The sequence below is a fragment of the Methylobacillus gramineus genome (genome assembly GCF_020532675.1).
Taxonomy (GTDB): Bacteria; Pseudomonadota; Gammaproteobacteria; order Burkholderiales; family Methylophilaceae; genus Methylobacillus; species Methylobacillus gramineus.
In genome coordinates this window covers 473,920-498,621 of the sequence record NZ_JAJAVE010000003.1, presented here as the reverse complement: position 1 = coordinate 498,621, position 24,702 = coordinate 473,920, and the positions used below count along the sequence as shown (strand labels likewise).

Genomic DNA, 24,702 nt, shown 5'->3' with positions numbered 1-24,702 from the left:
GCTTGGCATGCAGTCTGGCCTCCCATTTCCATTTCCCAATCTTTCTCAAGGAGACATCCACTAATGAGTGACAAAATTTTCATGCGCGTAGGCGAAGCCCTGGTAGCAGGCGGCCCACCGGGCACAGCAGCAGAGCCTGAAGTCATTATCGGAGAGATGGACGGGCCTATGGGCACGGCATTCGGCACCCTGCTTGGTGACCAGGTCAAGGGCCACTCGCGCGTACTGGCCATCCTCAATACCGATATCATGGTCAGACCAGCGACCATTATGGTGAGCAAGGTGACGGTCAAGAATGAACGCTACACCAACATCCTCATGGGCACCGTACAGGCCGCGATTGCCAATGGCGTGCTCGATGCAGTGCGGAATGGCGACATCCCCAAGGAAAAGGCCAACGACCTCGGCATTATCGTCTCGGTTTGGCTCAATCCCATCGTGGTCGAGCAAGACAACCTGGACCATAAAATCCTGTTTGATATCCACAGAGAAGCCACGGCCAAAGCCATCCATAAGGCCATGAGCAATGAACCAGACATAGACTGGCTGCTGGAAAACCAGGAAAAGATCGTGCACAAATATTTCCAGATGGGTCTGGACGGCAAGATTTAAGCTCTGCTATAAAGCTTGAAGGCAGCAGAATAATTCCAACGGCCCGGTTTGAATTATTCTGCCAGGCACAACTCCAACCAGCCCGTGCAACACCCCAGACTATTCAGGTAGTAGCACTGATCCCATATAAGGATACCAATGGCCGCAGCAAGTTTTCAGGTTGACCAGGATGCCCAAGGCAGGCGGCACATAGTGCTGCAGGGACAATGGTCGCTGCGCGCACTGGAAAACGACTTTGCCAAGCTGAAGAAATCACTGCAGCCTATTTTTTCCGACCCATTGGCACAATGGGACCTGACCCAGGTTGAACAGCTTGATACTGCTGGTGCAGCCGTGCTCTGGGCTGGCTGGCAAGGCAAGATAGACGGCAGGATTGCGCTGACGGAAACGCAGACCGCCATCTTTGATACCCTGGCACAGATAGATAGTCAGACACCGAAAAAAGCACGCCAATCCTACCTGCTCAACCTGATTGCAAAATGGGGCACCTTGTCCATGTTCGTCAGCAGTCACGTCTGGGATTTTGTCCGCCTGCTTGGACTGTTGGTCATGGAACTGGGTTACCTGTTAAGGCGCCCCCAGGATTTCCCCTGGCGTGAATTCAGCGCCAATATCTACAAAAGTGGCATCACGGCACTGCCGGTCACTGCCCTGCTCGGCTTCATGATAGGCGTGGCCATGAGTTACCTGATGGCCACGCAGCTACGCGCCTTTGGTGCGGACATTTTTATCGTGAACATACTCGGCCTTGCCATCATCCGTGAACTTGGCCCCATTCTGATGGCAGTGTTGGTCGCAGGCAGGTCAGGCTCGGCCATGACTGCGCAAATCGGCGTCATGCGGGTCACGGAAGAAATTGATGCCCTGGCCACCATGGGCATTTCCCGTATTTTGCGTGTTGTCCTGCCCAAAGTGTTAGGGCTCACTTTCATTGCGCCAATGCTGGTGATATGGACTTCGCTCTGGGCCTTGTTCGGTGGCGCTTTATCCGCCAACACGGAACTGGGGCTTGGCTTCCGCTTCTTTTTCGACTACCTCGCGGCCGTGGTGCAACCAGTCAATCTCACACTGAGCCTGATCAAGGGTCTCATGTTTGGCTTTATTGTCGCGCTGGTGGCCTGCCATTTTGGCTTGCGCATCAAACCCAACACCGAAAGCCTGAGCCTGAGCACTACCAGCTCGGTCGTGACCGCCATCACCTGTGTCATCCTGATTGATGCAGGCTTCGCCATTCTTACCAGCGGCATAGGGGTATAGCATGGCGACGCAACCGATTTGTGAAATCCGCAAGGTATGGACAGTATTCGGCAGCAATGTCGTGCACGAGGATCTGGACCTTACCATCAACGCAGGCGAAATCGTCTCGCTGGTAGGGGGATCTGGTAGTGGGAAAACTACATTGCTCCGGCATATTGTCGGCCTGACGCGGCCGAGCAAGGGCGAGGTACTGCTATTTGGCAAGAACCTGCATGAAATGGACCGCATACCCCAGCAACGCCTGATGAACCGCTTGGGCATGCTCTTTCAGCAAGGCGCTTTGTTTTCTGCACTCAGCGTGTTTGATAACATTGCCTTTCCTTTACGCGAGCTCAAGCAGTTCGACGAAGCCACGATACGGCAGTTGGTGCTGCATAAGCTGTCGCTGGTGGAAATGGAGGCAGACACCAGCACCCGCCTGCCTTCCCAGCTATCAGGCGGCATGATCAAGCGGGTGGCTTTGGCCCGTGCGCTGGCACTTGAGCCTGAACTTCTATTGCTGGATGAACCCACAGCAGGTCTGGATCCAGACCGCAGCGAGAAGTTTGTTGAACTGATCAAGCACATCAAGCATGCTTTGGGGCTGACCGTGATTTTTGTCACGCATGACCTCGACACACTGGTCTCGCTGACTGACAAAGTGGCCGTGCTCGCCGATAAACGCATTGTGGCCAACTGCAGCCTGCGAGAACTTGGCAATATAGACCATCCCTTTGTGCAAAACTTTTTTCAGGGCGTTCGTGTCCGATTGGAAAGAACGGAATAATTTATGGAAAATCGCGCTCACGCAATTATTGTCGGCATCGTCACCCTGGTGCTGCTTGCCATCCTTGCTTTTGCTTTCTGGTGGCTGAGTGGTACACGACAATCATTGATTGAATACAAAATCATCTCACGACAACCGGTCACCGGACTAAGCGAAGAAGCATCGGTCAAATTCCGTGGCGTCAATGTGGGTAAGGTCACCAGGATTGCCCTGGACCCCGACTCGCAATCCTCGATCGAGATCACTATCCGCGTCGATGGCAAACTGCACCTGACCAAGGAGACCTATGCTGAGCTACGCTCGCAAGGCGTCACAGGTCTGGCCTATATCGACCTCAATGACAATGACGGCAGCGGCGAACAATTACCCCCAGGCTCACTGATCACCATGCGCCCATCCCTGATAGATCGCATTTCGGAGCGCATCCCGCAACTGGCAGACAAGGTCGAAGCCTTTATCAACAATGGTGCTTCCACCATCGCGCATGCCAACGAAGTCATGCACAAGATTGATGTAGATAAACTCAACAACACATTGGTCAATCTGGAGCAGGCTTCTGCCAAACTTTCCCCCACACTCAACGCGGCCAATGATGCGTTCAGCAAGGCGAGCAAATTCATGTCCGAGCACAACCAGCAGCAACTGACCAAGACGCTGGAAAACTTGCAAACCGCAACCAATGCTGCCGCTCCCCTGCTGTCTGAGCTTACCGCCACAGTTCAGGATGTGCGCAGCATGGCTGGTGATATCCGCAACAGCACCGGCCTGATTGGCGATACCCTGAATAATGAAACCCTGCCGCGTATCAACGAATTAACAATCACCGCCAACGATGATGCTCGCCGCTTCAGCCGCCTGCTGGATATGCTGGAAGAAAACCCGCAAAGCCTGATTTTCGGCAAACCGGAAACACGCCCCGGCCCTGGCGAATCTGGCTTTAAATCTGCTCCTTGAGGTATCCCATGCAAAGACTGTCTTTTGTACTGACGACGATTCTCGCAACCAGCCTGTTGGGTGGCTGCGTCAGCTCCATCAAACCGGAAACCAAACAGCTGGAGTTTTATGATTTCGGCCTGGCATCGGCACAAACCCGGATTGAGCCCAAGCTGCCTGTAGACAGCATCAGCTCAAGCGATGCGATCCAGAATAACAAGATACGCTATCGCCTGAACTACAAGAACCCTGCGCAGATTTTTGCCTATGCAGAAAGCCGCTGGTCAACTCTGCCACTGGACCTGGTGCGGCAGAAACTGGGCAATAGTGCCTTACCCCAGCAGCAATGCAGCGTTAAATTAAACGTGGTGGCCTTTGACCAGGTATTCGATAGCCCTGGCAGCAACAAAGGTGTGGTACAGATACAGAGCACATTGATAGATCGCAAGAGCCGCCATCTGCTGGCATCCAGCCTGATCGAGGCCAGCAGTAATGCACCTACCGCAGATGTGAAAGGTGGCGTGACAGCCCTTGATACAGCCAGCACTAGCGCCCTGCAGCAAGCGCTGGCCTGGGCGGAGCAGACTGCAGCCAATACGGCCAATTGTCAGCCTGCTTCGATCAATTAACGATCCTCTCATGCGCATGCCATGTCTACGCTAGAACACCATCCCGTATTTTCCGACCTGCATGGTCGCAGTCCGGACCCTGACCTGTCAGATCAACCGGTGGTAGGCCGCGTAGGCTTTTATTCAAAAGGCTGGGTGGTGGAAACCCACTCCCACCATCGCGGCCAGCTGATGTTTGTCACAAAAGGCAGCATGCGTGTTGAAACCGTGGATGGTTCATGGATCACCCCACCAGGACGTGCCTGCTGGATCCCTGGCGCTGCCAAGCATAGTGTCACTTATATTCAGGCAGCGGAAATGAAAACGGTATTGATCAGCCCCGCGCTATTGCAGCCCTTGCCAAAGCAATGCTGTGTCATCAAGCTCAGTCCCTTATTACGCGAGCTGGTGATTCAAGCCGTGGAAATCGGTTGGGAATATCCGCTGGATGGTTATGAACATCGATTGATGCAAGTGCTGATAGACCAGATCGGCATGGCCAAGGAAGCCCCGCTATTCTTGCCTGAAGGCAGGGATCAGCGCTTGCGCAAAGTCACTTCGACCTTGCACTCTAATCCCGGGGATGACAAAAACATAGAGGATTGGGCGCATATTGCCGGCGCCAGTCCTCGCACCCTGGCCAGGCTGTTCCAGAAGGAGACCGGCATGACGTTCTCTGCCTGGCGACAGCAATTATGTCTGATCCGGGCAGTGGAACTGCTGATTGAAGGGCATAGTATTACCAATATCTCGATTGCCCTGGGTTATGGCAGCACAGCAGGATTTACCAGTATGTTCTCCCGCGTGATGGGGGAGTCTCCGAGCAATTACCTTACCCGCTGGGGACTTGATCAGCCTATGCGAGACAAGCAACATCTCAGCTGACCAACTTTTCCCCTTAGCCTTACGACTCCCTACCTAGCTCTTTGCCTTGACTCAAGGCACCCTGCTCTTGTTGCCAGCCACCGCCCAAAGCACGCACCAGATCAATGCTGGCACGTAACTGGCTGACATTGAGATCAAGCAATGACCGTTGTGTTTGCAAAGCCTGTGCTTGTGCAGTGGTCACTTCCAGATAATTGGCCGCGCCTTCGCGGTAACGGTTCATGGCAAATTCCAACGACTTCTGCGCAGCATCTGCGGCAGATTTCTCGGCTTCAGCGGCTGCCTGATAATGATTCAGGCGTGCCAGGTTGTCTTCTACCTGCTGGAAAGCCCCCAGCACTACGCCGCGGTAACGTGCGCCAGCCTCATCCAGCACAGCCTGGGCCTGGGCAACCTGGGCTTTACGACGTCCGGCATCAAATAACTGGAACACCATGGATGGCCCGATAGACCAGAAGTTGCTGGGCGCATTCAGCCAATTACTAGTAGACACGCTTTGATAACCAAAAGCAGCACTCAAGCTAAGTGCCGGAAAGAAGGCTGTTTTAGCCACGCCAACACTGGCATTGGCAGCCACGACCCGACGTTGCGCCGACGCAATATCCGGCCTGCGCTGCAGCAAGGTAGACGGTAATCCCACCGGAATCTGCGGCAAGGCAATGACATTGTGCTCAGCAGCAATGCTAAATTGGGAAGGCGACTCGCCCACCAATGCCGCAATCGCGTGTTCAACCACGGCACGCTGCGCCTTGACCTGCTCAAGCTGTGAGCGGGTGGTATCAAGCTGGGTTTGTGCTCGGCTCACATCCAGCCCCGGTACGATGCCTGCATCATGCCGGGTGCTGGTCAGGGACAAGGCCTTGGCATTCGCATCAACCGTCTCCTGCAGAATCTGCAACTGCTGATCCAATCCGCGCAAGACAATGAAACTGTCCGCAAGCTGTGCCTGCAGACTCAAGCGCGCAGATTCAAGATCTGTTTCGGCTGCGGCAGCTTCTGCCTCACCAGCCTTCACCGTATTGCGCACGCGCCCCCATAGATCTAGCTCATAGCTCGCTTGCAAGCCCAGGCTGTAAGCAGAATAAGTGGGCGCGATGTTAGCATTAGGCGGCACTAATGGCCGATTTTCCGACACGCGGTTGCGCCCGGCAGAGCCGTTGGCAGAAAGAGAGGGAAACAGCGCAGAGCGTGTTTGATCACTGTACGCCTGTGCCTGTTGGTAGTGTGCCAGCGCCGCTGCCAGGTTGGGGTTATTGGCAATCAGCTTGTCCTGTAATGCGTTAAGCTGGCTATCGCCATACAGCACCCACCACGGACCGCGCGGCAACTGGTCTGCTGGTTGAGCATGAACCCAGGGCTGAACCTCCTTGTAAGCCTCCGCCACTGGCACTTCAGGTATTTTCAGCTCTGGTGCAAACGAGCATGCACTGAGCATAGCCAGTAGGCCCAGGCTGGCTATCTGCTTGCCTGCAATCATGGCTTCTTGGCCTCTGGCTTGGTTTCGGCTATCCGCACAACCAGGCCATCGCTAATATCATCAGCCGGGCTATCGACCAGCTTGTCATCTGCACTGATCCCGGAGCTTAACTCTATGGTCTTGCCCAGGTCTCGCGCGATTGTGACCTCCTTGAGGGCCACCTGATTGTTGGCATCAAGGGTGGCCACATGCAGGCCATCCTGACGCACAATCAGCGCGCTCGCCGGAATGCTCAGGCTGGCAGTATTTGCTGGCAGTTCCAGGCTGACACGGGCAAAACCACCAGGTAACAGCTCACCATCAGGATTAGGCACCAGGAACTGGAACAGGGTAGTCCCAGAAGAGGCATCCACAGATTGAGAAGATGCCACTAGCGTAGCGCTGTAAGTCTTACCGGGCTGGCCCGGAATGGAGACCTTGGCTACAGCGCCTTTGCCTATGCTGGATGCATAGTTCTGCGGCACACTGACATACAGGCGTAATTTGCGAGTATCGGAAACGACAAACAAGGGTAAGCCGGCAGCACTGCCGACATTGATCAGGGCACCGATATCCGTGGAACGCGCAGTCACAACTCCCTCAAACGGGGCTACCAGTTTGGTAAAGACCTTGTTGGCCTGGACACGGTCAAGATTGGCCTGTGCCGCCTGCAATATCGCCTGCTTGGCCGCATAATCTCCAACGCGCTCATCCACTTCCTGGCGCGACACGGAGTCGCTATTGAGCATGGACTGCCACCGCTTGGCCGTGGTACCCGCCAATTCAGCATTCACTTTGGCACTCGCCACATCGGCCTTGGCCTGCAGCAATTGTTGATCAAGATCAGGGGTTTCAATTTCCCCCAACTCCTGTCCGGCTTTTACCTGGGTGCCAATATCAGCTTTCCAGCTTTTAAGGTAACCGCTGGCCCGGGCATAAATCGGGGCCCGGGCAAACGCTTCCAGGCGAGCAGGCAGTTCGAGGCTTGCACTACTGCTATCGGTGGTAGGTGATATCAGCGTTACCGTAGGTACTGCTTGCTCATCCGTCCACTGCTTGAGTTCCCGGCTTTCCTTGGCACGCGTGGTCAGGCCATAGGCCACAATCACCGCGGCGATAATCACTAATACCAGACCGCCTCTACGCGTGGTACGGCGCGGCGCTGAACGATCAGATGACATTGACTTCTCCAGTTGTATTATTCGTTACATTACTTTTACGTTGCTTGTTGTGCACCATGCTGAACACTACTGGCACAAAGACCAAGGTGGTAATGGTTGCAAACAACAATCCTCCTATCACGGCACGTCCAAGTGGCGCATTCTGCTCACCGCCCTCACCCAGGCCAAGTGCCATCGGGGCCATCCCTATCATCATGGCCAATGCAGTCATCAAGACGGGGCGGAACCGTACAAACCCGGCTTCGATCGCGGCCTGGGTAGCATCGCCTAACTCCTGCAATCTTTCACGGGCAAAACTGATCACCAGCACGCTATTGGCTGTCGCCACCCCCATACACATGATGGCCCCGGTCAGGGCTGGCACAGACAATGGCGTGAAGCTGGCAAACAGCATCCATACAATCCCGGCAATGGCAGCAGGCAAGGCGCTGACAATCACGAAAGCATCGCTCCAGGACTGGAAGTTGACCACAATCAGCAGGTAGATCAGGGCAATGGCGCCCACCAGGCCAAACAAAAGCCCCGAGAATGCACTCTCCATGGTCTGCACCTGGCCCAGCAATGCAACGGTTGACCCTTTGGGCACATCCGCTGCAGCTTCATCAATAATGCGACGAATATCCTTGGCGACGGCTCCCAGGTCACGTCCCTGTGTGGTGGCATTGATCTGCACCATGGGCTGGATATCATACTGACTGACCAGGGCATTGGCGTTGCTGCGAGAGAAGGTTGCCAGTCCACCCAGTATCTGCGGTGATAGCCCTGCACCATTAATTGGTAAATTCTCCAGTGCTGCCATGCTATCCATACGATATTGCGGTGTTTGCATCACAATAGGATATGAAACCCCATTCGCCGGATTCAGCCAGAAAGTCGGTGCCACCTGGCTGCTACCCGCAAGCGTCACCACCATGTTATTGGTCACATCGCGTGTATTCAAGCCGACTTCCTGCGCGCGCGAACGATCAACTTCCACATTAATCACCGGATTACGACGTGACTGTTGTATGCGAACATCAGCAATCCCAGGCACCTTGCGAATCTGGGCAACCAAGCGGTTAGCATAATCAAAATTGGCTTGCAGGTTAGTGCCGCGAATCTGCAAATCAATCGGCGCTGGCGAACCAAAATTCAATATCTGACTCACGATATCCGCCGGCGGAAACGAAAAAGTGGCATCAGGGAACAGGCGCGGCAATTGTTCCCTCAACTGCTTGACGTAATCTGCCGTCGGCTCATGCCCTTCAACCAGGGCAATCTGGATATCTCCATCCTGCACCCCCATGATGCCGGTGTTGTTGTAGGTCAGATTGATGGAGCTGATAGGCAGGCCAATATTATCCACCAGCGTTTCAACTTCATGTTCAGGAATGATGTTACGGATGGCCGACTGGATATTGGCAAACTTCGCTGCGGTATCTTCCAGACGAGTACCAACTGGCACCCGTACGTGCATCAATATCTGCCCTCCATCCACGGCCGGGAAGAAATTGCGCCCAAGAAACGGGACCAAGGCAAAACTCAGCATCACAAACAGCATGAACCCGATAACGAATTTCTTGCGATTTTCCAGGGCCAACTCAAGTACACCACGATACCCTTCACGGAAATGTTCAAACCTTGCCTCAAACCCTCGCTGGAAACGCACCAGGGGATTGCGTGATGGTGGCAAGCTAGTAGCATTGCCATGCAGATCGGTATGAGGTGCATGTGCCTTGAGCAAATATTTGGCCATCGTCGGCACTAGCGTACGGGACAATATAAATGAGCTCACCATCGCAAACATGACGGATTCTGCCATCGGCACAAACAGGAAGCGTGATACCCCCTCCAGGAAGAACATCGGCACGAATACGATACAGATACACAACAAAGACACAAATGCCGGCGTCACAATCTGCCTGGCACCATCAAGAATTGCGGGCTCTACCTCCTTGCCCTGCTCCAGATGCCAATTGATATTTTCTATGGTCACCGTGGCATCATCAACCAAGATACCCACGGCCAAGGCCAGACCACCCAGCGTCATGATATTGAGCGTCTCCCCTATCATGGCCAGTCCGGCGATCGCACCCAGAATAGATAATGGAATGGAAATGGCGATGATCACGGTAGAACGCCAGCTCCCGAGGAACAACAGGATCATCACACTGGTAAGTGCCGCAGCGATACACCCTTCCAGCACCACTCCTTCAATCGCGGCACTGACAAATACTGATTGATCGTTAATCGGCCGTACTTCCAGCGCATCAGGCAAGGTAGGCTTGATCTCTTCGAGCTTGTCCTTGATGCCTGCCACAATCGCCAATGTCGATGTCGCCCCGTTCTTGAGGACAGACATCAACACAGAACGCGCGCCATCCACGTGCACAAGATTGGTCTGCGGCGGGTTGCCATCCCGCACCTGCGCCACATCCCGAATATATACCGTTGCCCCATTGACCACCTTGATCGGCAAATTACCCAAGTCTTCTAATGCTGACGGCGCATTATTCAATTGAACCGTATATTCAAAATTACCTATCTTCTGTGTCCCTACCGGCAGAATCAGATTCTGAACCGCCAGCGCATTAGCGACATCCTGGCCGGACAGGCCGCGAGCCTGCATGGCATCGGGATCCAGATCAATCTGCACCTGGCGAGTTTTGCCGCCGAAAGGGTAAGGGATAGCCGCTCCAGGTACAGAAACTAGCCGCGTACGCACTTGGTACATCCCCAGATCTGCCAGATTCTGTTCAGTCAACCCCTGGCCAGCCAGGGCTAATTGCAGAATCGGTACCGTAGAAGCGCTGTAATTAAGTATCAGCGGTGGAGAAGTACCGGTGGGCAATTGGCGCAACATCGTCTGTGAAATGGCAGTGACCTGAGCGTTAGCCGTTGCAATGTTGACCCCGGGGTGAAAAAAGACTTTGACGATACCGAAACCAGCATAGGAGTTAGACTCAATATGCTCAATATCATTAACTGTAGTAGTGAGCGAACGCTGAAATGTTGTCAGAATACGCCCTGTCATTTGATCAGGCGACATACCCGCGTATTGCCAGGCTACGGCAATCACAGGGATACGTATTTCAGGGAAAATATCCGTAGGCATACGTAAAGCGGACAATATGCCGGCGATCATGATCAGAATCGCCATTACAATAAATGTATAAGGACGTTTCAGCGCTACTTGTACTATTCCAAACATTATGACTTTCTGTACTGAGGAATTTGCTCAACGATTATTTCAGACATGGCTTGAAAGGTGAGTCATCAAAACTGCCATATTATTGTTTATTGATGCCATCATAACCGCATCTTTAAAGTGGGATTTGCGCCCAAACTGCACTAAAGTTGGTCCAACAACAGTGAATTTTCTCAAAATCAACATGTGTGTTTATATAACAACATCAGTGCATTAATTATGTCTATATTCCATGCACTATACATTAATAAGAAATTAATGGCCTGCATGCACAAAAGATGAAATCTTTATTAAGACAATGAAAAGTCTATCAAACGAAAAAAGCCGCTTGATCAGCGGCTTTTTTCACCCTCAAACATAATTACTTCTTGATCACGACTGGCGGTAGTTTGCAATTGGCAAATTCGTGTTTATAGCCATCATCCAGTTTGGCTGTGTCGCCCTCTATCGCCAGCGTGGTAATGCCATTGCTAAAGTGCCCGGCACCTTCGGTCTTGTTCAGCCCCACCTCACGGTCAGGTAAAATCAGCCAGGCAACGTTGCCGCCATCCTGCATCCGCACATAGAACTTGCGCCCCTTGTCACATTGGTATTCGGTAGAACCGGCAGGTCCTTTGGAGGTGGTCACTTCATCATCCCCGCCAAATGGCCAGAGGCTAAAACCACCACAACCTGACAACATCAACATGCTGAACAGCATGACGCCCAGCGTACGTAAAAAAGCAATATTTCCAATCGGCATTGTTAAACCTTACATTCATTGTTCTAAAAGCGCATTAACTTGCACCAGCAACTGGCAGTATAAACAATATGTCCCGAGTACTGCTAGTTTGCTCGTCTCGCGAATTTCTCTGTTAAATGCTCTGCCGACATGGGTTTCCCCAAACCATAGCCTTGAAGTTCATCACATCCCAAGTCCTGCAAGAATGTCTTTTGGGCTTCTGTCTCCACACCCTCTGCCACAATCTTGAAATTCAAGGTATGTCCCAGCGCAATAATCGCTGACACAATCGCACCATCGTCAAAACCACCTGAGCCCAGTCCACTAATAAATCCCCGATCTATCTTGAGCTCATGCGCTGGCAAACGCTTGAGATACAACAAGCTGGAATAACCAGTACCAAAATCATCAATCGAAATCCTGACCCCCAGCTTGGAGATTTGATCCAGAATCTCCAGTGTTGCCTTGACGTTATGCATTGCGGTCGACTCCGTGATTTCAAGCGTCAAGCAGTGGGCCGGCAAATGCCATTTGATCAGGGTAGATTTCACCAATTCCAGTAAACGTTCATGACCAAACTGTAAGGCCGACAAGTTGACCGAGATACTCCAATTAGTATGCCCTGAGTCATACCAGATGCGCATCTGGTGGCAGGCTTGATCCAGCACCCAATCCCCAATGGGAATAATCAAGCCTGATTTCTCAGCCAGAGAAATAAACTGATCGGGTGCCACCATGCCTAGCTTGGGATGATGCCAGCGTAATAAGGCTTCTGCGCCAACAATATGTTCTTTATCTGCATCGAACTTGGGTTGGTAATACAGTACAAATTGCTGCTGCTCCAATGCCACGCGCAAATCCAGCATCATATCCAATCGATTCTGGGTATTGATATGCATGGAGGCTTCAAAGAAATGGTAGCCATTTCTACCAGAACGCTTGGTGTGATACATGGCGCTATCTGCATTGATGGCCAGTTCCCGATAGGTCTGGCCATTATCAGGATACATCGCAATCCCTATACTGGCAGATACTCTCAACTCACGCCCGCTACTGGTAAAAGGCTGGGTAAAAGCAAATACTACTTTCTCTGCGACCGTGGCAGCATCTTCAGGCCTCACCGAGTCCAGCAACACCACAAACTCGTCCCCGCCAACGCGAGCCACTGTGTCCTGGGCACGCAGGATTTTACGCAAGCGGGCGGCAGCCTCCACCAACAAGGTATCGCCGACATGATGCCCTAGCGAGTCATTGATGGTCTTGAAACCATCAATATCAATAAACATCAGCGAAAAGCTGCCTTTATCACGTCTGGCTTTATGCAGGGACTGACTGACGCGATCTTCAAGCAATGTTCGATTTGGCAATCTTGTCAGTGTGTCATGCAAAGTCTGTTGCAAAAGCTCTGCGTTAACCTTTTCCAGGGACAATGCCAAAGCCGCAGTCCTGCTTTCCAGCCTGGAATCAAAAACCGAGATGAGTAAGGCAATTACCAAAATGCCGCTGCCTCCCATCACGACCATGATGGCCAATTCATCCAGGTTTCCACCATTACTCGCAGCCCGACAAATACTGCCAATAGGAAATTCAGCTGCGGCCATCCCAGTGTAATGCATGCCGCAAATAGCAACCCCCATGACCACGGCTGCAGCCATTCGTGCCAATATAATATGCGGTACATGATGACGTAATTGGAAAGCGATCCATAAAGCCGCCCCAGAAGCGCCAATGGCAATGGTTATTGATAAGGCAAATAATACCGGATCATAGGTAGGTGCTGGGCTCATGCGCATCGCAGCCATACCGATATAGTGCATGGCCGCCACGCCAAGTCCCATCAGCACAGCACTTGCTAGCAAACGTGTCATTGGCAATGTAGCTTGAGACACCTGCCAAAGTGCAAACCCAGAGACCGCCACGACCACCACTAAAGAAACTATCGTGATTCCCAGGTCATACCCCAAAGGAGTCATCGGCAACTGAAAAGCCAGCATGCCAATAAAGTGCATGGACCATATCCCCACCCCCATGGCGAATGCCCCGCCAATCAGCCACCATTGGGCAGACCGACCTTGCGCTGTACTGATACGCTCTGCCATATTGAGCGCGGTGTAAGACGCAAAAATGGCGACTAACAAAGAGATAATGACCAAATTAATATCGTAAAACTCTTTTAACATCGTGCAATTCACTTACAGGGATTAAGTTGTTACGGTCTATTCGCTGGTATCTTGAGCTTGGAGTCGGGAATAAATCCTATTCAGCCACTCAAGATAACTTTATTTTGCAAGATTACAAATAGATCAACGGCGTTCAAATAACGCAGCATTTACCAGCCGATTTATTGACCATCAGCAAGACAATAGCTTGAACATTACTCAAGCATACTTGGGAAATCTATTACACACTCAGTTCTTCTATGGTGCCTGTCGAGAGCGCAATTTCACGAAGGAAGCATAGCAAACCCAACACCAGAGAGGCCATGGCACAGATAAATAGCAAGGAGACAATACGAGAGGGATTCCAGCCAATTTCAACTGCCGCAAACAGCACAGCAATTACCACACAAACCAGCAAGGCAGAAATCGTCGAAAGCGTAATGGCCCAATGGATCCAGCGTGAACGGCGCAACAGCATGTTCATTTCCAGGGATTTCTTTTCGTGATCCCATCCGCCTGACTGATGCAGGTCACGAAACCGATCCACTACCCGAGCCAAACGTCCTGCCATCACACCCAGCATCGCGCCACTTCCGGTCAGGATAAAGGCAGGAGCGACTGCGAGCTGAATGACATTGGCAACATTGGTAATATTCAGCAACTCATGCATGTTCGCCTCCTCAATGTTTTTCTCGGTGGCCTATCAGCCCCATCATCAACCTCACCGCCATGTATACACCCAGGGAAAACAGGCGCTTGAATACATGTCGCCGCGACCAGTCCTCAGGACGAACCCGTACCGACTTTTCTGCAATGGCCAGCTCCAGATCGGCTTTGAGCTCCTGATTGAATGCTTTGTCTTGCACCATGATATTGGCCTCACGGGCAAGTAATAGGCTGAATGGATCAATATTGGATGAACCAACGGTCGCCCACCGGCCATCAATCACCGCCACTTTGCTATGCATAAAGCTGGCGCGATACTCATAAATCTCAATACCATGGCGCAAGAACACACTGTAGACCTCGTGGGTAGCAAACATCAGCCAATACTCCATGCGCCCCTGCAGCAATAGTCGTACACGCACACCTCGCTTTGCAGCCTCGATCAAGCCCTGCCTGAACTTCTTCCCCGGCACGAAATAGGCGCTCGCAATAATAATTTCCGTCCGCGCCTTGCCTATGGCCTTGAGATAGGCACGCTCAATATCGCGCCGGTGAAGCACATTGTCGCGCACCACAAAAGCGGCACGTATACCGTTGCTGATCACAATGGGTGCAGGTAATGAAATATGGGCGGGCACCTGCTTGAGATGCAGCCAAGCCAATCGCCGCCACAGGTTGCGCACACTGGCATGCAGGGCAAACACCAGCGGCCCTTCCACCCGGACTGCATAATCAACCCGAGGCGCATCGAGCTTGCCTGGCACATTCATGTCGTCAATGATATTAATGCCACCCACATAGCCATGCTGACCATCAAATACCGACACTTTTCGGTGCAACCTACGCAACCGACTACGCTTGAATGACCAGGCAGAAATCTTGGGGCGATAGAACATCAGGTTGATCCCGCACGCTTCCAGCTCCAGCACATAGTCCGGGGACAATTTACGACTGCCAAACCCATCCAGCAGCAGATTGACCACAACCCCACGCGCGGCCGCGCGTTTTAATGCCTGCCCGATGCGAATACCCGTGGCATCCATTTCATAGATATAGGTCTGGATGTAAATCTCATGTTCAGCCGCCTCAATCGAGGCTTCCAGCGCAGGAAAGAATTCCGTCCCGTTCCGTAGCAGCGTAATGCGATTGCCAGCTTCCCAGCGCATCATGTCCTCAACAGCACTGCCGTCAGTGCAGCATGATCAGATACTTTGACGAATTGTGGGCCGGAATGCACTTCCACATGTCGCACGCTGAACCCACGCACATAGATACGATCCAGCCTGAATACAGGCAAGAACGAAGGGAAGCTGCGGGCGGGCTTGCCACCCCCATGGTGCTCGAACACCTCATGCAGGTGTAAACCATGCACCAGCTCCCGCCCCGATGACATGCTCCAGTCATTGAAATCCCCTGCAATGATCAGCGGGGCCTTATCTGGCACAACTTCCAGAATACGGTCTCTCAAGGTCATGATCTGCTTGCGGCGCCAGCCGGCAAACAAACCCAGGTGTACACAGATGCAATGTAGTGGCTGCTCCCAGCCTGGCACCGCAATTTCACAATGCAGCATGCCGCGTTGCTCACTGCTATGGGCTGAGATATCGGTATTCTCGTATTTGAGGATGGGATATTTGGACAACAGGGCATTGCCGTGATGGCCTGCCGGATAAACCGAGTTTTTGCCGTAGGCAAAATCTTTCCACACCGCGTCGGCAAGAAATTCAACCTGGCCAGCCAATGGCCAGGCGCTGAAGCGGCGACTATGCTTGATGTGCTGATCTCGCACTTCTTGCAGGAACACAATGTCCGCCTGCAACTTGCGAATCAGCTCCCGCTGTTCATGCAGCGCAAAGCGAGCGTTGAAACTGGTCACCCCTTTATGGATATTAAAGGTGGCAATGCGCAGGACATTCTGCAAGCTATCCCCTCATCAGGAAGCGTCCAGCATGCGTTGCAAAGTCAAGCGTGCCAGGTCAGCTTCATGTTGCGGCACCTTGATCCGGTTCACCACATTTCCTTCCACCAGATTCTCCAGCGTCCAGGCCAAATGCTGCGGGTCTATACGCGCCATGGTCGAACACTCACACACCACGTGCGACATAAACTGGACAACTTTCCCTTGCGGCTTCATTTGTTCAGCAAGACGATTCACCAGATTAAGCTCAGTCCCCACCAGCCAGTGTGTGCCGGCTGGCGCGTCGCTGACAGTCTTCAGAATATACTCGGTAGAACCCACATAATCGGAATTCAAGCAGACCTCAAACGGAGCCTCAGGATGAGAAATTACAATCCCGTCAGGATGCTCGGCACGGAAGCGCGTAATGTTCTGCTCGCGGAACATCTGGTGCACGGCACAATGGCCTTTCCACAAGAGAATCCTGGCATTCTTGATCTGTTCTTCGGTCAACCCGCCCATCGGCAAGTCAGGATCCCATACCGGCATTTGTTCCAGCGGAATACCCATCTTGTAACCAGACCAACGGCCCAGATTCTGGTCTGGGAAGAACAATACTTTTTCGCGCTGTTTGAAACCCCACTCAATGATTTTAGTTGCATTGGTCGACGTGCAGACAATCCCGCCATGTTCCCCGCAGAAGGCCTTGAGATCCGCAGCCGAATTAATGTAAGTGATAGGCGTAATCGTTGCATCGAAATCCAGCACCTTGGATAACTCACGCCTTGAACGCTCCACCTTTGCCAGGTTGGCCATATCGGCCATTGAGCAACCTGCAGAGAGATCGGGAAGTATGGAAATCTGCTCAGGCCGGGACAGGATATCTGCCACTTCAGCCATGAAATGTACGCCGAGAAAGATGATGTACTGGGCATCGGTCTCGCCTGCAAATCGTGACAGTTTCAGAGAGTCACCCGTATAGTCAGCATGGCGATAGACGCTCTCCTGCTGATAATGGTGGCCCAGAATCACCAACTTGTTACCGAGCTTCTGCTTGGCGGCAATGATGCGCGCCTGTAGCTCGGCCTCCTGAGTGGCCTGAAAACGCTCAAACCGGATCGGCTCAGCGGTAACTGTGGTGGATTTTTCTAGAGTTGCTTGCATGACTGATATTTCACAATGTTAAGTTATTCCGTTCACCCAATTGACGCAGGGCCTCGACATTTGTCCATGAGAATACACGCTTTGCTGCCTCGCGCCAGTCTACCCATTCATAAGCCACATGTTCATTGGCAGCGAGTTGGACAACGGTTGGCGCTGGTAATTCCAGTCCAAATATATGCTCGGTATTTTCTGTCACGCCAGGCGCATAACGAAAGCGCCAGTGAGGGTATATTTCGTACACATGTGACAGTTGCCAATCCGTCAGGGTGTAATCCGCGGCATTGAGGCCGGTTTCTTCCTTGACCTCACGAATGGCCGCTTCCATAGGATGCTCAAGCTCACTGTTTTCCAGCACCTCCAGGCTGCCGGTAACAGACTGCCAGTAACCTGGCTTGTCAGCACGCTCCATGATGAGCACCTGCAAATCTGTGGTGTAAATCAGTACCAGTGCGGAAACCGGCGTCTTGTAAACCGGCGGATGACGTTCCACTAATCGCCCTCAAACTCGCACAGCGTGAAGGTCTTGTATCCCAACTCACGTAAGCGCTGCTCGCCGCCAAGATCCGGCAAACCGATAATGAAAGCGCACTCCAGCACATGGCCTCCGAGCTTTTCTATCAGCACCGTCGCGGCTTCAGCAGTCCCACCAGTAGCAATCAAGTCATCCAGCAACAGAATATGTTCATTGGGGTTGATCGCATCACTATGAATCTCCACCCGGTCAGTGCCGTACTCCAAGGCATAGTCATGTCCCAGCACCTCTCCAGGCAATTTACCCTTCTTGCGTACTGGCACAAACCCAACATTCAATTTGTAGGCGACAGCCGCACCGACAATAAACCCCCGCGACTCGATGCCAACAACTTTATCGACTTTCAGGCCGACATAGCGGTCATACAAAGCATCAACCACCTGGCGCAAACCCTCTGCATCCTTGAGCAAAGTGGTGATGTCACGGAACTGGACACCTGGCTTGGGATAGTCAGGGATCGTGCGAATCAGAGACTTAATCACATCCATATCCCATTCAACATCCAACTCGCCTCGCGCTGGCAAGGCGCGCGTTTCCAGACAGTACAGTAAGTACATCCAGAAGGCGCAACAACACCAGCACGTGCGCGTTCATTTTATCCTGCCGGATTTTGCTGGCGAACGCGAATATGCAATTCACGCAGCTGCTTTTCATCCACTTCATTAGGCGCATTGGTCATCAAGCACTGCGCGCGCTGTGTCTTGGGGAAGGCAATTACGTCACGGATGGATTCGGCACCTGCCATCAGGGTTACCAGCCTGTCCAAACCAAAGGCCAGGCCGCCGTGTGGTGGTGCGCCGTATTGCAGGGCGTCAAGCAGGAAGCCGAATTTCTCCTGCGCTTCCTCCCGGCTGATCTTGAGTGCGTCGAATACCTTGGACTGCACTTCCTGCTTATGGATACGGACTGAACCACCGCCAACTTCCCAGCCATTCAGCACCATATCGTAAGCCTTGGACAAGGCTGCACCAGGGTTGCTGCTCAACAGGTCTTCATGACCATCCTTGGGCGATGTGAAGGGGTGATGCAATGCCACCCAGCGATCATTTTCCTCATCATGCTCGAACATGGGGAAATCAACCACCCATAGCGGCGCCCAGGCGCGACCGTCAACATGGCCCTTATCATGACCAACCTTGAGGCGCAATGCGCCCAGAGCTTCGTTCACGACTTTCAGTTTATCGGCACCGAAGAACACGATGTCGCCGTTTTGCGCGCCAGTGCGTTCAATAATGGCTTTCAGTGCGGTTTCATGAATATTCTTGACGATAGGGCTTTGCAGGCCCTCTTCATTCAACTTGGTAATGTCATTGATCTTGATATAAGCCAGACCCTTGGCACCGTAAATCTTGACGAATTCGGTGTAAGCGTCAATCTCGGAACGGCTGATAGCCGCACCATTAGGCACGCGCAGCGCTGCTACACGACCACCGGCTGAATTGGCAGCGCCGGAGAACACCTTGAAATCGACATCTTTCATTACATCGGAAAGCTCAGTGATTTCAAGTGTCACGCGCATATCCGGCTTGTCTGAGCCGTAACGGGTCATGGCCTCAGAGAAAGGCATACGCGGAAACGGATTGGGCAGGTCAATATCCTGCACGCTCTTGAACATCTTGCGGATCATGTCTTCGACGATGTTCATGATCTCTTCTTCTCCGAGGAAAGAAGTCTCGATATCCACCTGGGTGAATTCAGGCTGGCGATCAGCACGCAAGTCTTCATCCCGGAAGCACTTGGTAATCTGGAAATAGCGGTCAAAACCCGACACCATCAGCAATTGCTTGAACAGCTGTGGTGACTGTGGCAAAGCAAAGAACTGACCGTGGTGCACACGCGATGGCACCAGGTAATCACGCGCACCTTCAGGGGTGGAACGTGTAAGCATCGGCGTTTCAACTTCGATAAAGCCGTTGCTGTCGAGATGGTCACGCAGGGTTTTGGCTACACGATAGCGCAGCATCATGTTCTTTTGCATCGCAGGGCGGCGCAAATCAATATAGCGATGTTCCAGGCGCACCATTTCCGACAAGTTGTCATCATCCAGCATGAAAGGAGGCGTGAGCGATGGATTGAGAATCTCGATCTCAGTCGCCAGCATTTCCACTTCACCGGTTGGGATATTGGTATTGACGGTACCTTCAGGACGCGCCCGCACCTTGCAGACTACCTTGAGCACAAACTCACTACGTACCGTTTCAGCAAGTGCAAATGCGGCAGGAGTATCAGGATCAATCACGATCTGCGCCATGCCTTCACGATCACGCAGGTCAATAAAAATCACGCCACCATGGTCGCGACGGCGATGTGCCCAGCCGCAAAGGGTAACTGTCTGGCCGATATGTTCACGGTTCAGGTGACCGCAGTAATGAGTACGCATAGGAATCAATATCTTATATTGTAGAGTTAGTAATAATGGGAGTTTTGACAGGAGGTGCCACTACTCCCATAGAAATAATGTATTTCAGGGCTTCATCCACGCTCATATCGAGCTCGATCACATCTGCCGTTGGCATCATCAGGAAGAATCCCGAGGTCGGGTTGGGAGTTGTAGGTACATACACACTGACATATTCGCCTTGCAGGTGATTGGCCACATCGCCACCAGGCTGACCTGTCAGGAATGCAATGGTCCAGCTGCCTTGTCGTGGGTATTGCACCAACAATGCCTTGCGAAACGCATTTCCTGAGTCGGAAAACAGGGTATCTGAGACCTGTTTCACACTGTTATAAATGCTTTTGACCACCGGCACACGGCCCAGCAGGTTTTCCCAGAGCAAGATCACCTGTTTGCCAAAGAAATTGGTGGCAATCAGGCCAGTACCAAAAATAATCAGCAAAGTCAGGATCGCACCCAGGCCAGGCACTTCACGGCCAAACTGCTCAATTGGACGCCACTGGTGAGGCAATAACAACAAGCTTTGGTCCATCAAGCCAATCAGGGTACTCAAGACCCAGACCGTAATCGTCAACGGCACCAACACCAGTAAACCGGTAATAAAGTAACTTTTCATGTTCACCCTAATAATGAAGCGGTAAGCAGCACGCGCTTAATGGCAGGCACAGCCAGTAGCGCAGGCGGCAGCAGGCGCTGATTCTTCCGTTTTTTTCGCCGCAGCAGAACCGCCGCCTTTGAAGTCTGTGGCATACCAGCCTGTTCCATTCAGCTGGAAATTGGGCGCGGACACCTGCTTCTGGAAAGTGTCTTTATGGCACTCGGGGCAGACGGTAGTACTCGCCTCGCTGACCTTGCGCATCACCTCTGTCTTGTAACCACAGCTTGAACACTGATAATCGTAGATAGGCATAGCAACAACTCACATAAAAACGAAATTATACCCGAATGCGAGTTGGCTAAGATATGGGGACGGCGATATCGGCGTGAATGCCTGATCGACGCTAAAGGGATGAATATGCAGTGATATGCACAAGCAGCACCAAGTCCATGAATGAGAGCGGCTATTGCAGCCGCCCTATCAGAAAGAAACTAAGCCTGATTACGGTTGCGACGACGCACGACTGCACCCACCAATGCAATGCCCAGACCCAACATGGCATAGCTAGTCGGCTCAGGCACTGGCGCCGTCACAAACTTCACTTCACTCAGGCCCACCCATGGCCATTGCTGGTCGTGGTTGGTACGGATATCAAACTGCACATAACGGGCAGCTGCACTGAAATCTACCACTTGAGCAGGAATGTTCCCACCTTTGGATGCTGTCAATGAATGCAGATCACCGATGGTCTCAAAATTCACCCCATCATTTGACACCTTGATGTAGAAATCTTTGACGCCACGGTTGTAATCGATATCGGAATTATATTGCCAGATCAGGGCGCTGCTCAGCTTGTAGGACTGTCCCAGATCAAAGGTCAGCAAAGCCGTTGTGTCAACAGGAAAGGTCCCGTCCTTGAGCCACATATCAGACCAGTTGCCGCTATGCAGTTCTCCATTCAGGCCTGAATTATCGATTAAATTGTCCACGCTGACCGTAAACAATGTACTGGATGCCACAGCACTCACTGGCGTCAGTACATTGTCTGGCAAGGCGGCATTCGCCTCCAGCGCAGTGAAAGCCATAGTGGCAAGTACAGCTTGATGGATGATGTTCATGTATTACTCCCCGTTCAGATTTAATTTAGCACCCGGTCATCTTCCATGCCGGACAAGACACTGAGCACTCGCTGTACTCAGCTGCGACTAAATTACCCTCATGATGTGTAAGCTTGACTCAGGGCTATAGTCTATTTTGATTAGACTCCTTCCGTGAAAAGGCTATTCTTCATAGCGCCTTGATAGTCACCAACGCCCCACCAGCAAGAGTCTCAAGGTATTTCCAACACTTATACTGATTTATATTTTCGCAACACTGTTGCGCAATTGTGTTGCAATTAATTATACTCAGCGTCTTTAATTTTTATCTTTCCCTACTGCTCGCTCAGCAAAAAGACCTTAACCCTCATCAGACAGCCCTCATGACAATCCATACATACGCGAGAACCCTGCTACCGGCCCTGCTCATGCTATCAAGCACCAGCAATGCCCAGGAGCCAGAAAAAAGTACCCAACTGGAAGAAATCACCGTCAACACAAAGAGTGAGCAAAGCAAGTCAAATGCGTATTACCAGCGTGATTCTGGCGCATCAACGCGTACGGATACGCCAGCGCAGGAGACCTCACAGGCAGTCAAAATCATTTCCCGGCAAGTGCTGGATGATGTGCGCGCCACCCGCGTCGCCGACACCTATGACCTGGTGAGCGGTGTCAGCCGTCAGAACAACTTTGGTGGCCTGTGGGATAACTTTGCCATTCGTGGTTTTGCCGGGCATGAAAATACCGGGCCTGCAATTTTACGTAATGGCTTCTCTGGCAATCGTGGCTACAATCCGCCACGAGACACTGCCAATACTGAACGGGTAGAATTTCTCAAAGGACCAGCTGCCGCGCTTTACGGCAATAGTGAGCCAGGTGGCACGCTCAATGTGGTGACCAAGAAACCCCAATTCAAATCCAGCAATGTGGCTGAAATCTATGTCGGCAGTTATGACAGCTACCGCAGTTCGATAGACTCCACAGGCGCACTCACTAACAATCTTGCTTATCGTATGATTGTCGCCGCCGAAGACAATGGCGGTTTCAGGGACTATGTGGACAGCGAACGCCTGCTGATCGCGCCTTCTTTTACTTTATTGCTCGGTCCATCCACCACCTTGAACTACGAGCTGGAGTATTTAAAACACCGCCTGCCGATGGATAGGGGTATCGCTATCCGTGACAGCAATGGCAATCGCTTACATAACATCAAGCGCAGTCGCTTTCTCGGCGAACCCAATGCAGGCGACTTCACCATGGAGGCCTATACTCACCAGCTGACGCTAGACCATGAGTTTTCCAACCAGTGGCGAGGTAAGGTCGGATTGGTGTACAAGGACAACTCTACCAAAGGAGGGGCACTGGAAACCAGGCCCGCGCTCAGTTTCATTAGCCCAAGCGGTAATGTAGGCCGCCAGTGGCGTCTGCGTGACTATCAATCTGATGATTTGTCGATCCAGGCAGATCTCAACGGCAAGTTCAAGACCGGCAACATCGGACATGATTTCATGATCGGCATGGAAGCCTATCGTTTCAATAATGATCAGTTCATGCTGTCACGCCGGGAAGGTGCAATTTGGAACACCAACGTCTACGCACCTGTGTATGGCTTGAACCAGCCCGCCTCCAGTCTATTTGGCGTAGGTACCAACTTCTATGAAAAACAGACTGATGTTGCGCTGTTTGTGCAAGACCAGCTGAGCTTGACTGATAAATGGAAACTGATGGGTGGCCTGCGTTTTGAATCCTACAGGCAAGACCTGGACAATAAAATCAACAACAGCACTTCCAAGCAGGATCACTTCGTCACCTCACCTCGCGCTGGCCTCACCTATATCGTCAATCCGGAAATCTCACTATATACATCCTGGAGCCGCTCATTCCGCCCTAACTCCGGTGTGGCAGGTGGCTCCAGCTTTGGTGTAGATAGTGCAGGCAATGGTTTTGACCCAGAACGTGGCCGTGCCTTTGAGATCGGCATGAAGTATCAATCTATTGACCAGCGTCTGGGTGGCGGCATCTCGGTTTACGACATCACAAAACAAAATGTTCTCACCACCAATCCCTTGAGCCCTGACTTCAGTATCGCAGCGGGAGAAGTACGTAGTCGTGGCCTTGAACTGGACTTGAGTGGCCAAATCACTGATCACCTGCGCGCCATTGCCAGCTATGCCTATATTGACGCTTACCTGGGTAAAGATGTCCCTACCAGCGCCAACAGCTTTATCGCTTCCGGCTCACGCCTTTCCAATATCCCTAAGCATTCTGCCAACGCCCTGCTCATGCATGAGCAAACCCTGGCCAACGGCGGCAAGCTAGGCCTGGGTGGCGGCTTCACCTACGTTGGCAAGCGTGCGGATAGTACAGAAGATGTGTTTGAATTGCCTTCTTACGTCACGGCAAGGCTAACAACATATTGGCAAATTGACCCCAAACTCAGATTATCCTTTGACGTGACCAATGTGTTTGACCGTGAATACTACGACAGCTCCTACAACAGCACCTGGGTATTACCCGGCGCACCACGCATGCTGACTCTTGGGCTGCAAGCCAAATTCTAGACTTGGTTTAGACATAACTGTTTT

Annotated in this window: 22 protein-coding genes; 7 read left to right on the top strand and 15 right to left on the bottom strand. The window is 52.1% G+C overall.

Annotated elements, in window-relative coordinates; translation table 11 throughout:
- The first annotated feature begins 63 nt into the window (after nucleotides 1-63).
- From fae to LG201_RS12750, 6 genes are all read left to right on the top strand, one after another.
- The gene (fae, locus tag LG201_RS12775) at nucleotides 64-612 is read left to right on the top strand and encodes a formaldehyde-activating enzyme (RefSeq protein ID WP_226772588.1); all 549 of its coding nucleotides are present in this window, start codon (nucleotides 64-66) and stop codon (nucleotides 610-612) included.
- A 138-nt stretch (nucleotides 613-750) separates the two neighbouring features.
- Nucleotides 751-1,869 (top strand): MlaE family ABC transporter permease, encoded by a 1,119-nt coding sequence (locus tag LG201_RS12770; protein ID WP_226772587.1) that lies wholly within the window; start codon nucleotides 751-753, stop codon nucleotides 1,867-1,869.
- Nucleotide 1,870: 1 nt separating this feature from the next.
- Entirely contained in the window at nucleotides 1,871-2,635 is a 765-nt protein-coding gene (locus LG201_RS12765) for an ABC transporter ATP-binding protein (protein WP_226772586.1), read from the top strand.
- Between the two features lie 3 nt (nucleotides 2,636-2,638).
- Nucleotides 2,639-3,589 (top strand): MlaD family protein, encoded by a 951-nt coding sequence (locus tag LG201_RS12760; protein WP_226772585.1) that lies wholly within the window; start codon nucleotides 2,639-2,641, stop codon nucleotides 3,587-3,589.
- Between the two features lie 8 nt (nucleotides 3,590-3,597).
- Nucleotides 3,598-4,197: an ABC-type transport auxiliary lipoprotein family protein gene (locus LG201_RS12755; protein ID WP_226772584.1), complete on the top strand. Its 600-nt coding sequence runs from the start codon at nucleotides 3,598-3,600 to the stop codon at nucleotides 4,195-4,197.
- 21 nt (nucleotides 4,198-4,218) lie between these two features.
- The gene (locus tag LG201_RS12750; protein WP_226772583.1) at nucleotides 4,219-5,061 is read left to right on the top strand and encodes an AraC family transcriptional regulator; all 843 of its coding nucleotides are present in this window, start codon (nucleotides 4,219-4,221) and stop codon (nucleotides 5,059-5,061) included.
- A gap of 19 nt (nucleotides 5,062-5,080) precedes the next feature.
- Here LG201_RS12750 and LG201_RS12745 read toward each other — a convergent pair whose 3' ends face one another.
- The 15 genes from LG201_RS12745 to LG201_RS12675 all read right to left on the bottom strand — a co-directional run bounded on the left by LG201_RS12745 (nucleotide 5,081) and on the right by LG201_RS12675 (nucleotide 22,138).
- Nucleotides 5,081-6,538, bottom strand: coding sequence for an efflux transporter outer membrane subunit (locus LG201_RS12745; protein WP_226772582.1), 1,458 nt, complete (start codon nucleotides 6,536-6,538; stop codon nucleotides 5,081-5,083).
- Nucleotides 6,535-7,698, bottom strand: a complete 1,164-nt coding sequence (locus LG201_RS12740) for an efflux RND transporter periplasmic adaptor subunit (RefSeq protein ID WP_226772581.1) — start codon at nucleotides 7,696-7,698, stop codon at nucleotides 6,535-6,537. Before LG201_RS12740 ends, LG201_RS12745 begins: the two co-directional genes overlap by 4 nt.
- Nucleotides 7,688-10,888, bottom strand: a complete 3,201-nt coding sequence (locus LG201_RS12735) for an efflux RND transporter permease subunit (RefSeq protein WP_226772580.1) — start codon at nucleotides 10,886-10,888, stop codon at nucleotides 7,688-7,690. The genes LG201_RS12740 and LG201_RS12735 overlap by 11 nt, the downstream gene beginning before the upstream one ends.
- 358 nt (nucleotides 10,889-11,246) lie before the next feature.
- Nucleotides 11,247-11,627 carry a hypothetical protein gene (locus LG201_RS12730; protein WP_226772579.1) on the bottom strand — a complete coding sequence of 127 codons (381 nt, stop codon included), beginning with the start codon at nucleotides 11,625-11,627 and terminating at the stop codon, nucleotides 11,247-11,249.
- An 83-nt stretch (nucleotides 11,628-11,710) separates the two neighbouring features.
- Nucleotides 11,711-13,786, bottom strand: a complete 2,076-nt coding sequence (locus LG201_RS12725) for a putative bifunctional diguanylate cyclase/phosphodiesterase (RefSeq protein WP_226772578.1) — start codon at nucleotides 13,784-13,786, stop codon at nucleotides 11,711-11,713.
- Between the two features lie 220 nt (nucleotides 13,787-14,006).
- A complete protein-coding gene (locus tag LG201_RS12720) occupies nucleotides 14,007-14,435 on the bottom strand; it encodes a DUF2721 domain-containing protein (protein WP_226772577.1) in 429 nt (142 codons plus the stop codon).
- Between the two features lie 10 nt (nucleotides 14,436-14,445).
- Nucleotides 14,446-15,597 (bottom strand): cardiolipin synthase ClsB, encoded by a 1,152-nt coding sequence (gene clsB / locus LG201_RS12715; RefSeq protein WP_226772893.1) that lies wholly within the window; start codon nucleotides 15,595-15,597, stop codon nucleotides 14,446-14,448.
- On the bottom strand, nucleotides 15,597-16,352 hold the full coding sequence (locus LG201_RS12710) for an endonuclease/exonuclease/phosphatase family protein (RefSeq protein ID WP_226772576.1): 756 nt from the start codon (nucleotides 16,350-16,352) through the stop codon (nucleotides 15,597-15,599). Before LG201_RS12710 ends, clsB begins: the two co-directional genes overlap by 1 nt.
- Nucleotides 16,353-16,364: 12 nt before the next feature.
- Nucleotides 16,365-17,492: a quinolinate synthase NadA gene (gene nadA / locus LG201_RS12705; RefSeq protein ID WP_226772575.1), complete on the bottom strand. Its 1,128-nt coding sequence runs from the start codon at nucleotides 17,490-17,492 to the stop codon at nucleotides 16,365-16,367.
- Nucleotides 17,493-17,502: 10 nt separating this feature from the next.
- Nucleotides 17,503-17,982 (bottom strand): dihydroneopterin triphosphate diphosphatase, encoded by a 480-nt coding sequence (gene nudB / locus LG201_RS12700; protein ID WP_226772574.1) that lies wholly within the window; start codon nucleotides 17,980-17,982, stop codon nucleotides 17,503-17,505.
- The gene (locus LG201_RS12695) at nucleotides 17,982-18,512 is read right to left on the bottom strand and encodes an adenine phosphoribosyltransferase (RefSeq protein WP_226772892.1); all 531 of its coding nucleotides are present in this window, start codon (nucleotides 18,510-18,512) and stop codon (nucleotides 17,982-17,984) included. The genes nudB and LG201_RS12695 overlap by 1 nt, the downstream gene beginning before the upstream one ends.
- Nucleotides 18,513-18,619: 107 nt before the next feature.
- Entirely contained in the window at nucleotides 18,620-20,404 is a 1,785-nt protein-coding gene (aspS, locus tag LG201_RS12690) for an aspartate--tRNA ligase (protein ID WP_226772573.1), read from the bottom strand.
- A gap of 13 nt (nucleotides 20,405-20,417) precedes the next feature.
- Nucleotides 20,418-21,038: a DUF502 domain-containing protein gene (locus LG201_RS12685; protein WP_226772572.1), complete on the bottom strand. Its 621-nt coding sequence runs from the start codon at nucleotides 21,036-21,038 to the stop codon at nucleotides 20,418-20,420.
- 36 nt (nucleotides 21,039-21,074) lie between these two features.
- Nucleotides 21,075-21,332 carry an FmdB family zinc ribbon protein gene (locus tag LG201_RS12680; RefSeq protein WP_226772571.1) on the bottom strand — a complete coding sequence of 86 codons (258 nt, stop codon included), beginning with the start codon at nucleotides 21,330-21,332 and terminating at the stop codon, nucleotides 21,075-21,077.
- A gap of 179 nt (nucleotides 21,333-21,511) precedes the next feature.
- The gene (locus tag LG201_RS12675; RefSeq protein ID WP_226772570.1) at nucleotides 21,512-22,138 is read right to left on the bottom strand and encodes a discoidin domain-containing protein; all 627 of its coding nucleotides are present in this window, start codon (nucleotides 22,136-22,138) and stop codon (nucleotides 21,512-21,514) included.
- 362 nt (nucleotides 22,139-22,500) lie between these two features.
- On the opposite strand from LG201_RS12675, the gene LG201_RS12670 reads away from it, so the two are divergent.
- On the top strand, nucleotides 22,501-24,678 hold the full coding sequence (locus LG201_RS12670) for a TonB-dependent siderophore receptor (RefSeq protein WP_226772569.1): 2,178 nt from the start codon (nucleotides 22,501-22,503) through the stop codon (nucleotides 24,676-24,678).
- Nucleotides 24,679-24,702 lie beyond the last annotated feature (24 nt).

Bases quoted from the DNA above. Each gene is read 5' to 3' on its own strand.
- fae (WP_226772588.1), top strand. From the start codon at position 64: ATGAGTGACAAAATTTTCATGCGCGTAGGCGAAGCCCTGGTAGCAGGC.
- LG201_RS12770 (WP_226772587.1), top strand. From the start codon at position 751: ATGGCCGCAGCAAGTTTTCAGGTTGACCAGGATGCCCAAGGCAGGCGG.
- LG201_RS12765 (WP_226772586.1), top strand. From the start codon at position 1,871: ATGGCGACGCAACCGATTTGTGAAATCCGCAAGGTATGGACAGTATTC.
- LG201_RS12760 (WP_226772585.1), top strand. From the start codon at position 2,639: ATGGAAAATCGCGCTCACGCAATTATTGTCGGCATCGTCACCCTGGTG.
- LG201_RS12755 (WP_226772584.1), top strand. From the start codon at position 3,598: ATGCAAAGACTGTCTTTTGTACTGACGACGATTCTCGCAACCAGCCTG.
- LG201_RS12750 (WP_226772583.1), top strand. From the start codon at position 4,219: ATGTCTACGCTAGAACACCATCCCGTATTTTCCGACCTGCATGGTCGC.
- LG201_RS12745 (WP_226772582.1), bottom strand. From the start codon at position 6,538: ATGATTGCAGGCAAGCAGATAGCCAGCCTGGGCCTACTGGCTATGCTC.
- LG201_RS12740 (WP_226772581.1), bottom strand. From the start codon at position 7,698: ATGTCATCTGATCGTTCAGCGCCGCGCCGTACCACGCGTAGAGGCGGT.
- LG201_RS12735 (WP_226772580.1), bottom strand. From the start codon at position 10,888: ATGTTTGGAATAGTACAAGTAGCGCTGAAACGTCCTTATACATTTATT.
- LG201_RS12730 (WP_226772579.1), bottom strand. From the start codon at position 11,627: ATGCCGATTGGAAATATTGCTTTTTTACGTACGCTGGGCGTCATGCTG.
- LG201_RS12725 (WP_226772578.1), bottom strand. From the start codon at position 13,786: ATGTTAAAAGAGTTTTACGATATTAATTTGGTCATTATCTCTTTGTTA.
- LG201_RS12720 (WP_226772577.1), bottom strand. From the start codon at position 14,435: ATGCATGAGTTGCTGAATATTACCAATGTTGCCAATGTCATTCAGCTC.
- clsB (WP_226772893.1), bottom strand. From the start codon at position 15,597: ATGCGCTGGGAAGCTGGCAATCGCATTACGCTGCTACGGAACGGGACG.
- nadA (WP_226772575.1), bottom strand. From the start codon at position 17,492: ATGCAAGCAACTCTAGAAAAATCCACCACAGTTACCGCTGAGCCGATC.
- LG201_RS12695 (WP_226772892.1), bottom strand. From the start codon at position 18,512: ATGGATGTGATTAAGTCTCTGATTCGCACGATCCCTGACTATCCCAAG.
- aspS (WP_226772573.1), bottom strand. From the start codon at position 20,404: ATGCGTACTCATTACTGCGGTCACCTGAACCGTGAACATATCGGCCAG.
- LG201_RS12685 (WP_226772572.1), bottom strand. From the start codon at position 21,038: ATGAAAAGTTACTTTATTACCGGTTTACTGGTGTTGGTGCCGTTGACG.
- LG201_RS12680 (WP_226772571.1), bottom strand. From the start codon at position 21,332: ATGCCTATCTACGATTATCAGTGTTCAAGCTGTGGTTACAAGACAGAG.
- LG201_RS12675 (WP_226772570.1), bottom strand. From the start codon at position 22,138: ATGAACATCATCCATCAAGCTGTACTTGCCACTATGGCTTTCACTGCG.
- LG201_RS12670 (WP_226772569.1), top strand. From the start codon at position 22,501: ATGACAATCCATACATACGCGAGAACCCTGCTACCGGCCCTGCTCATG.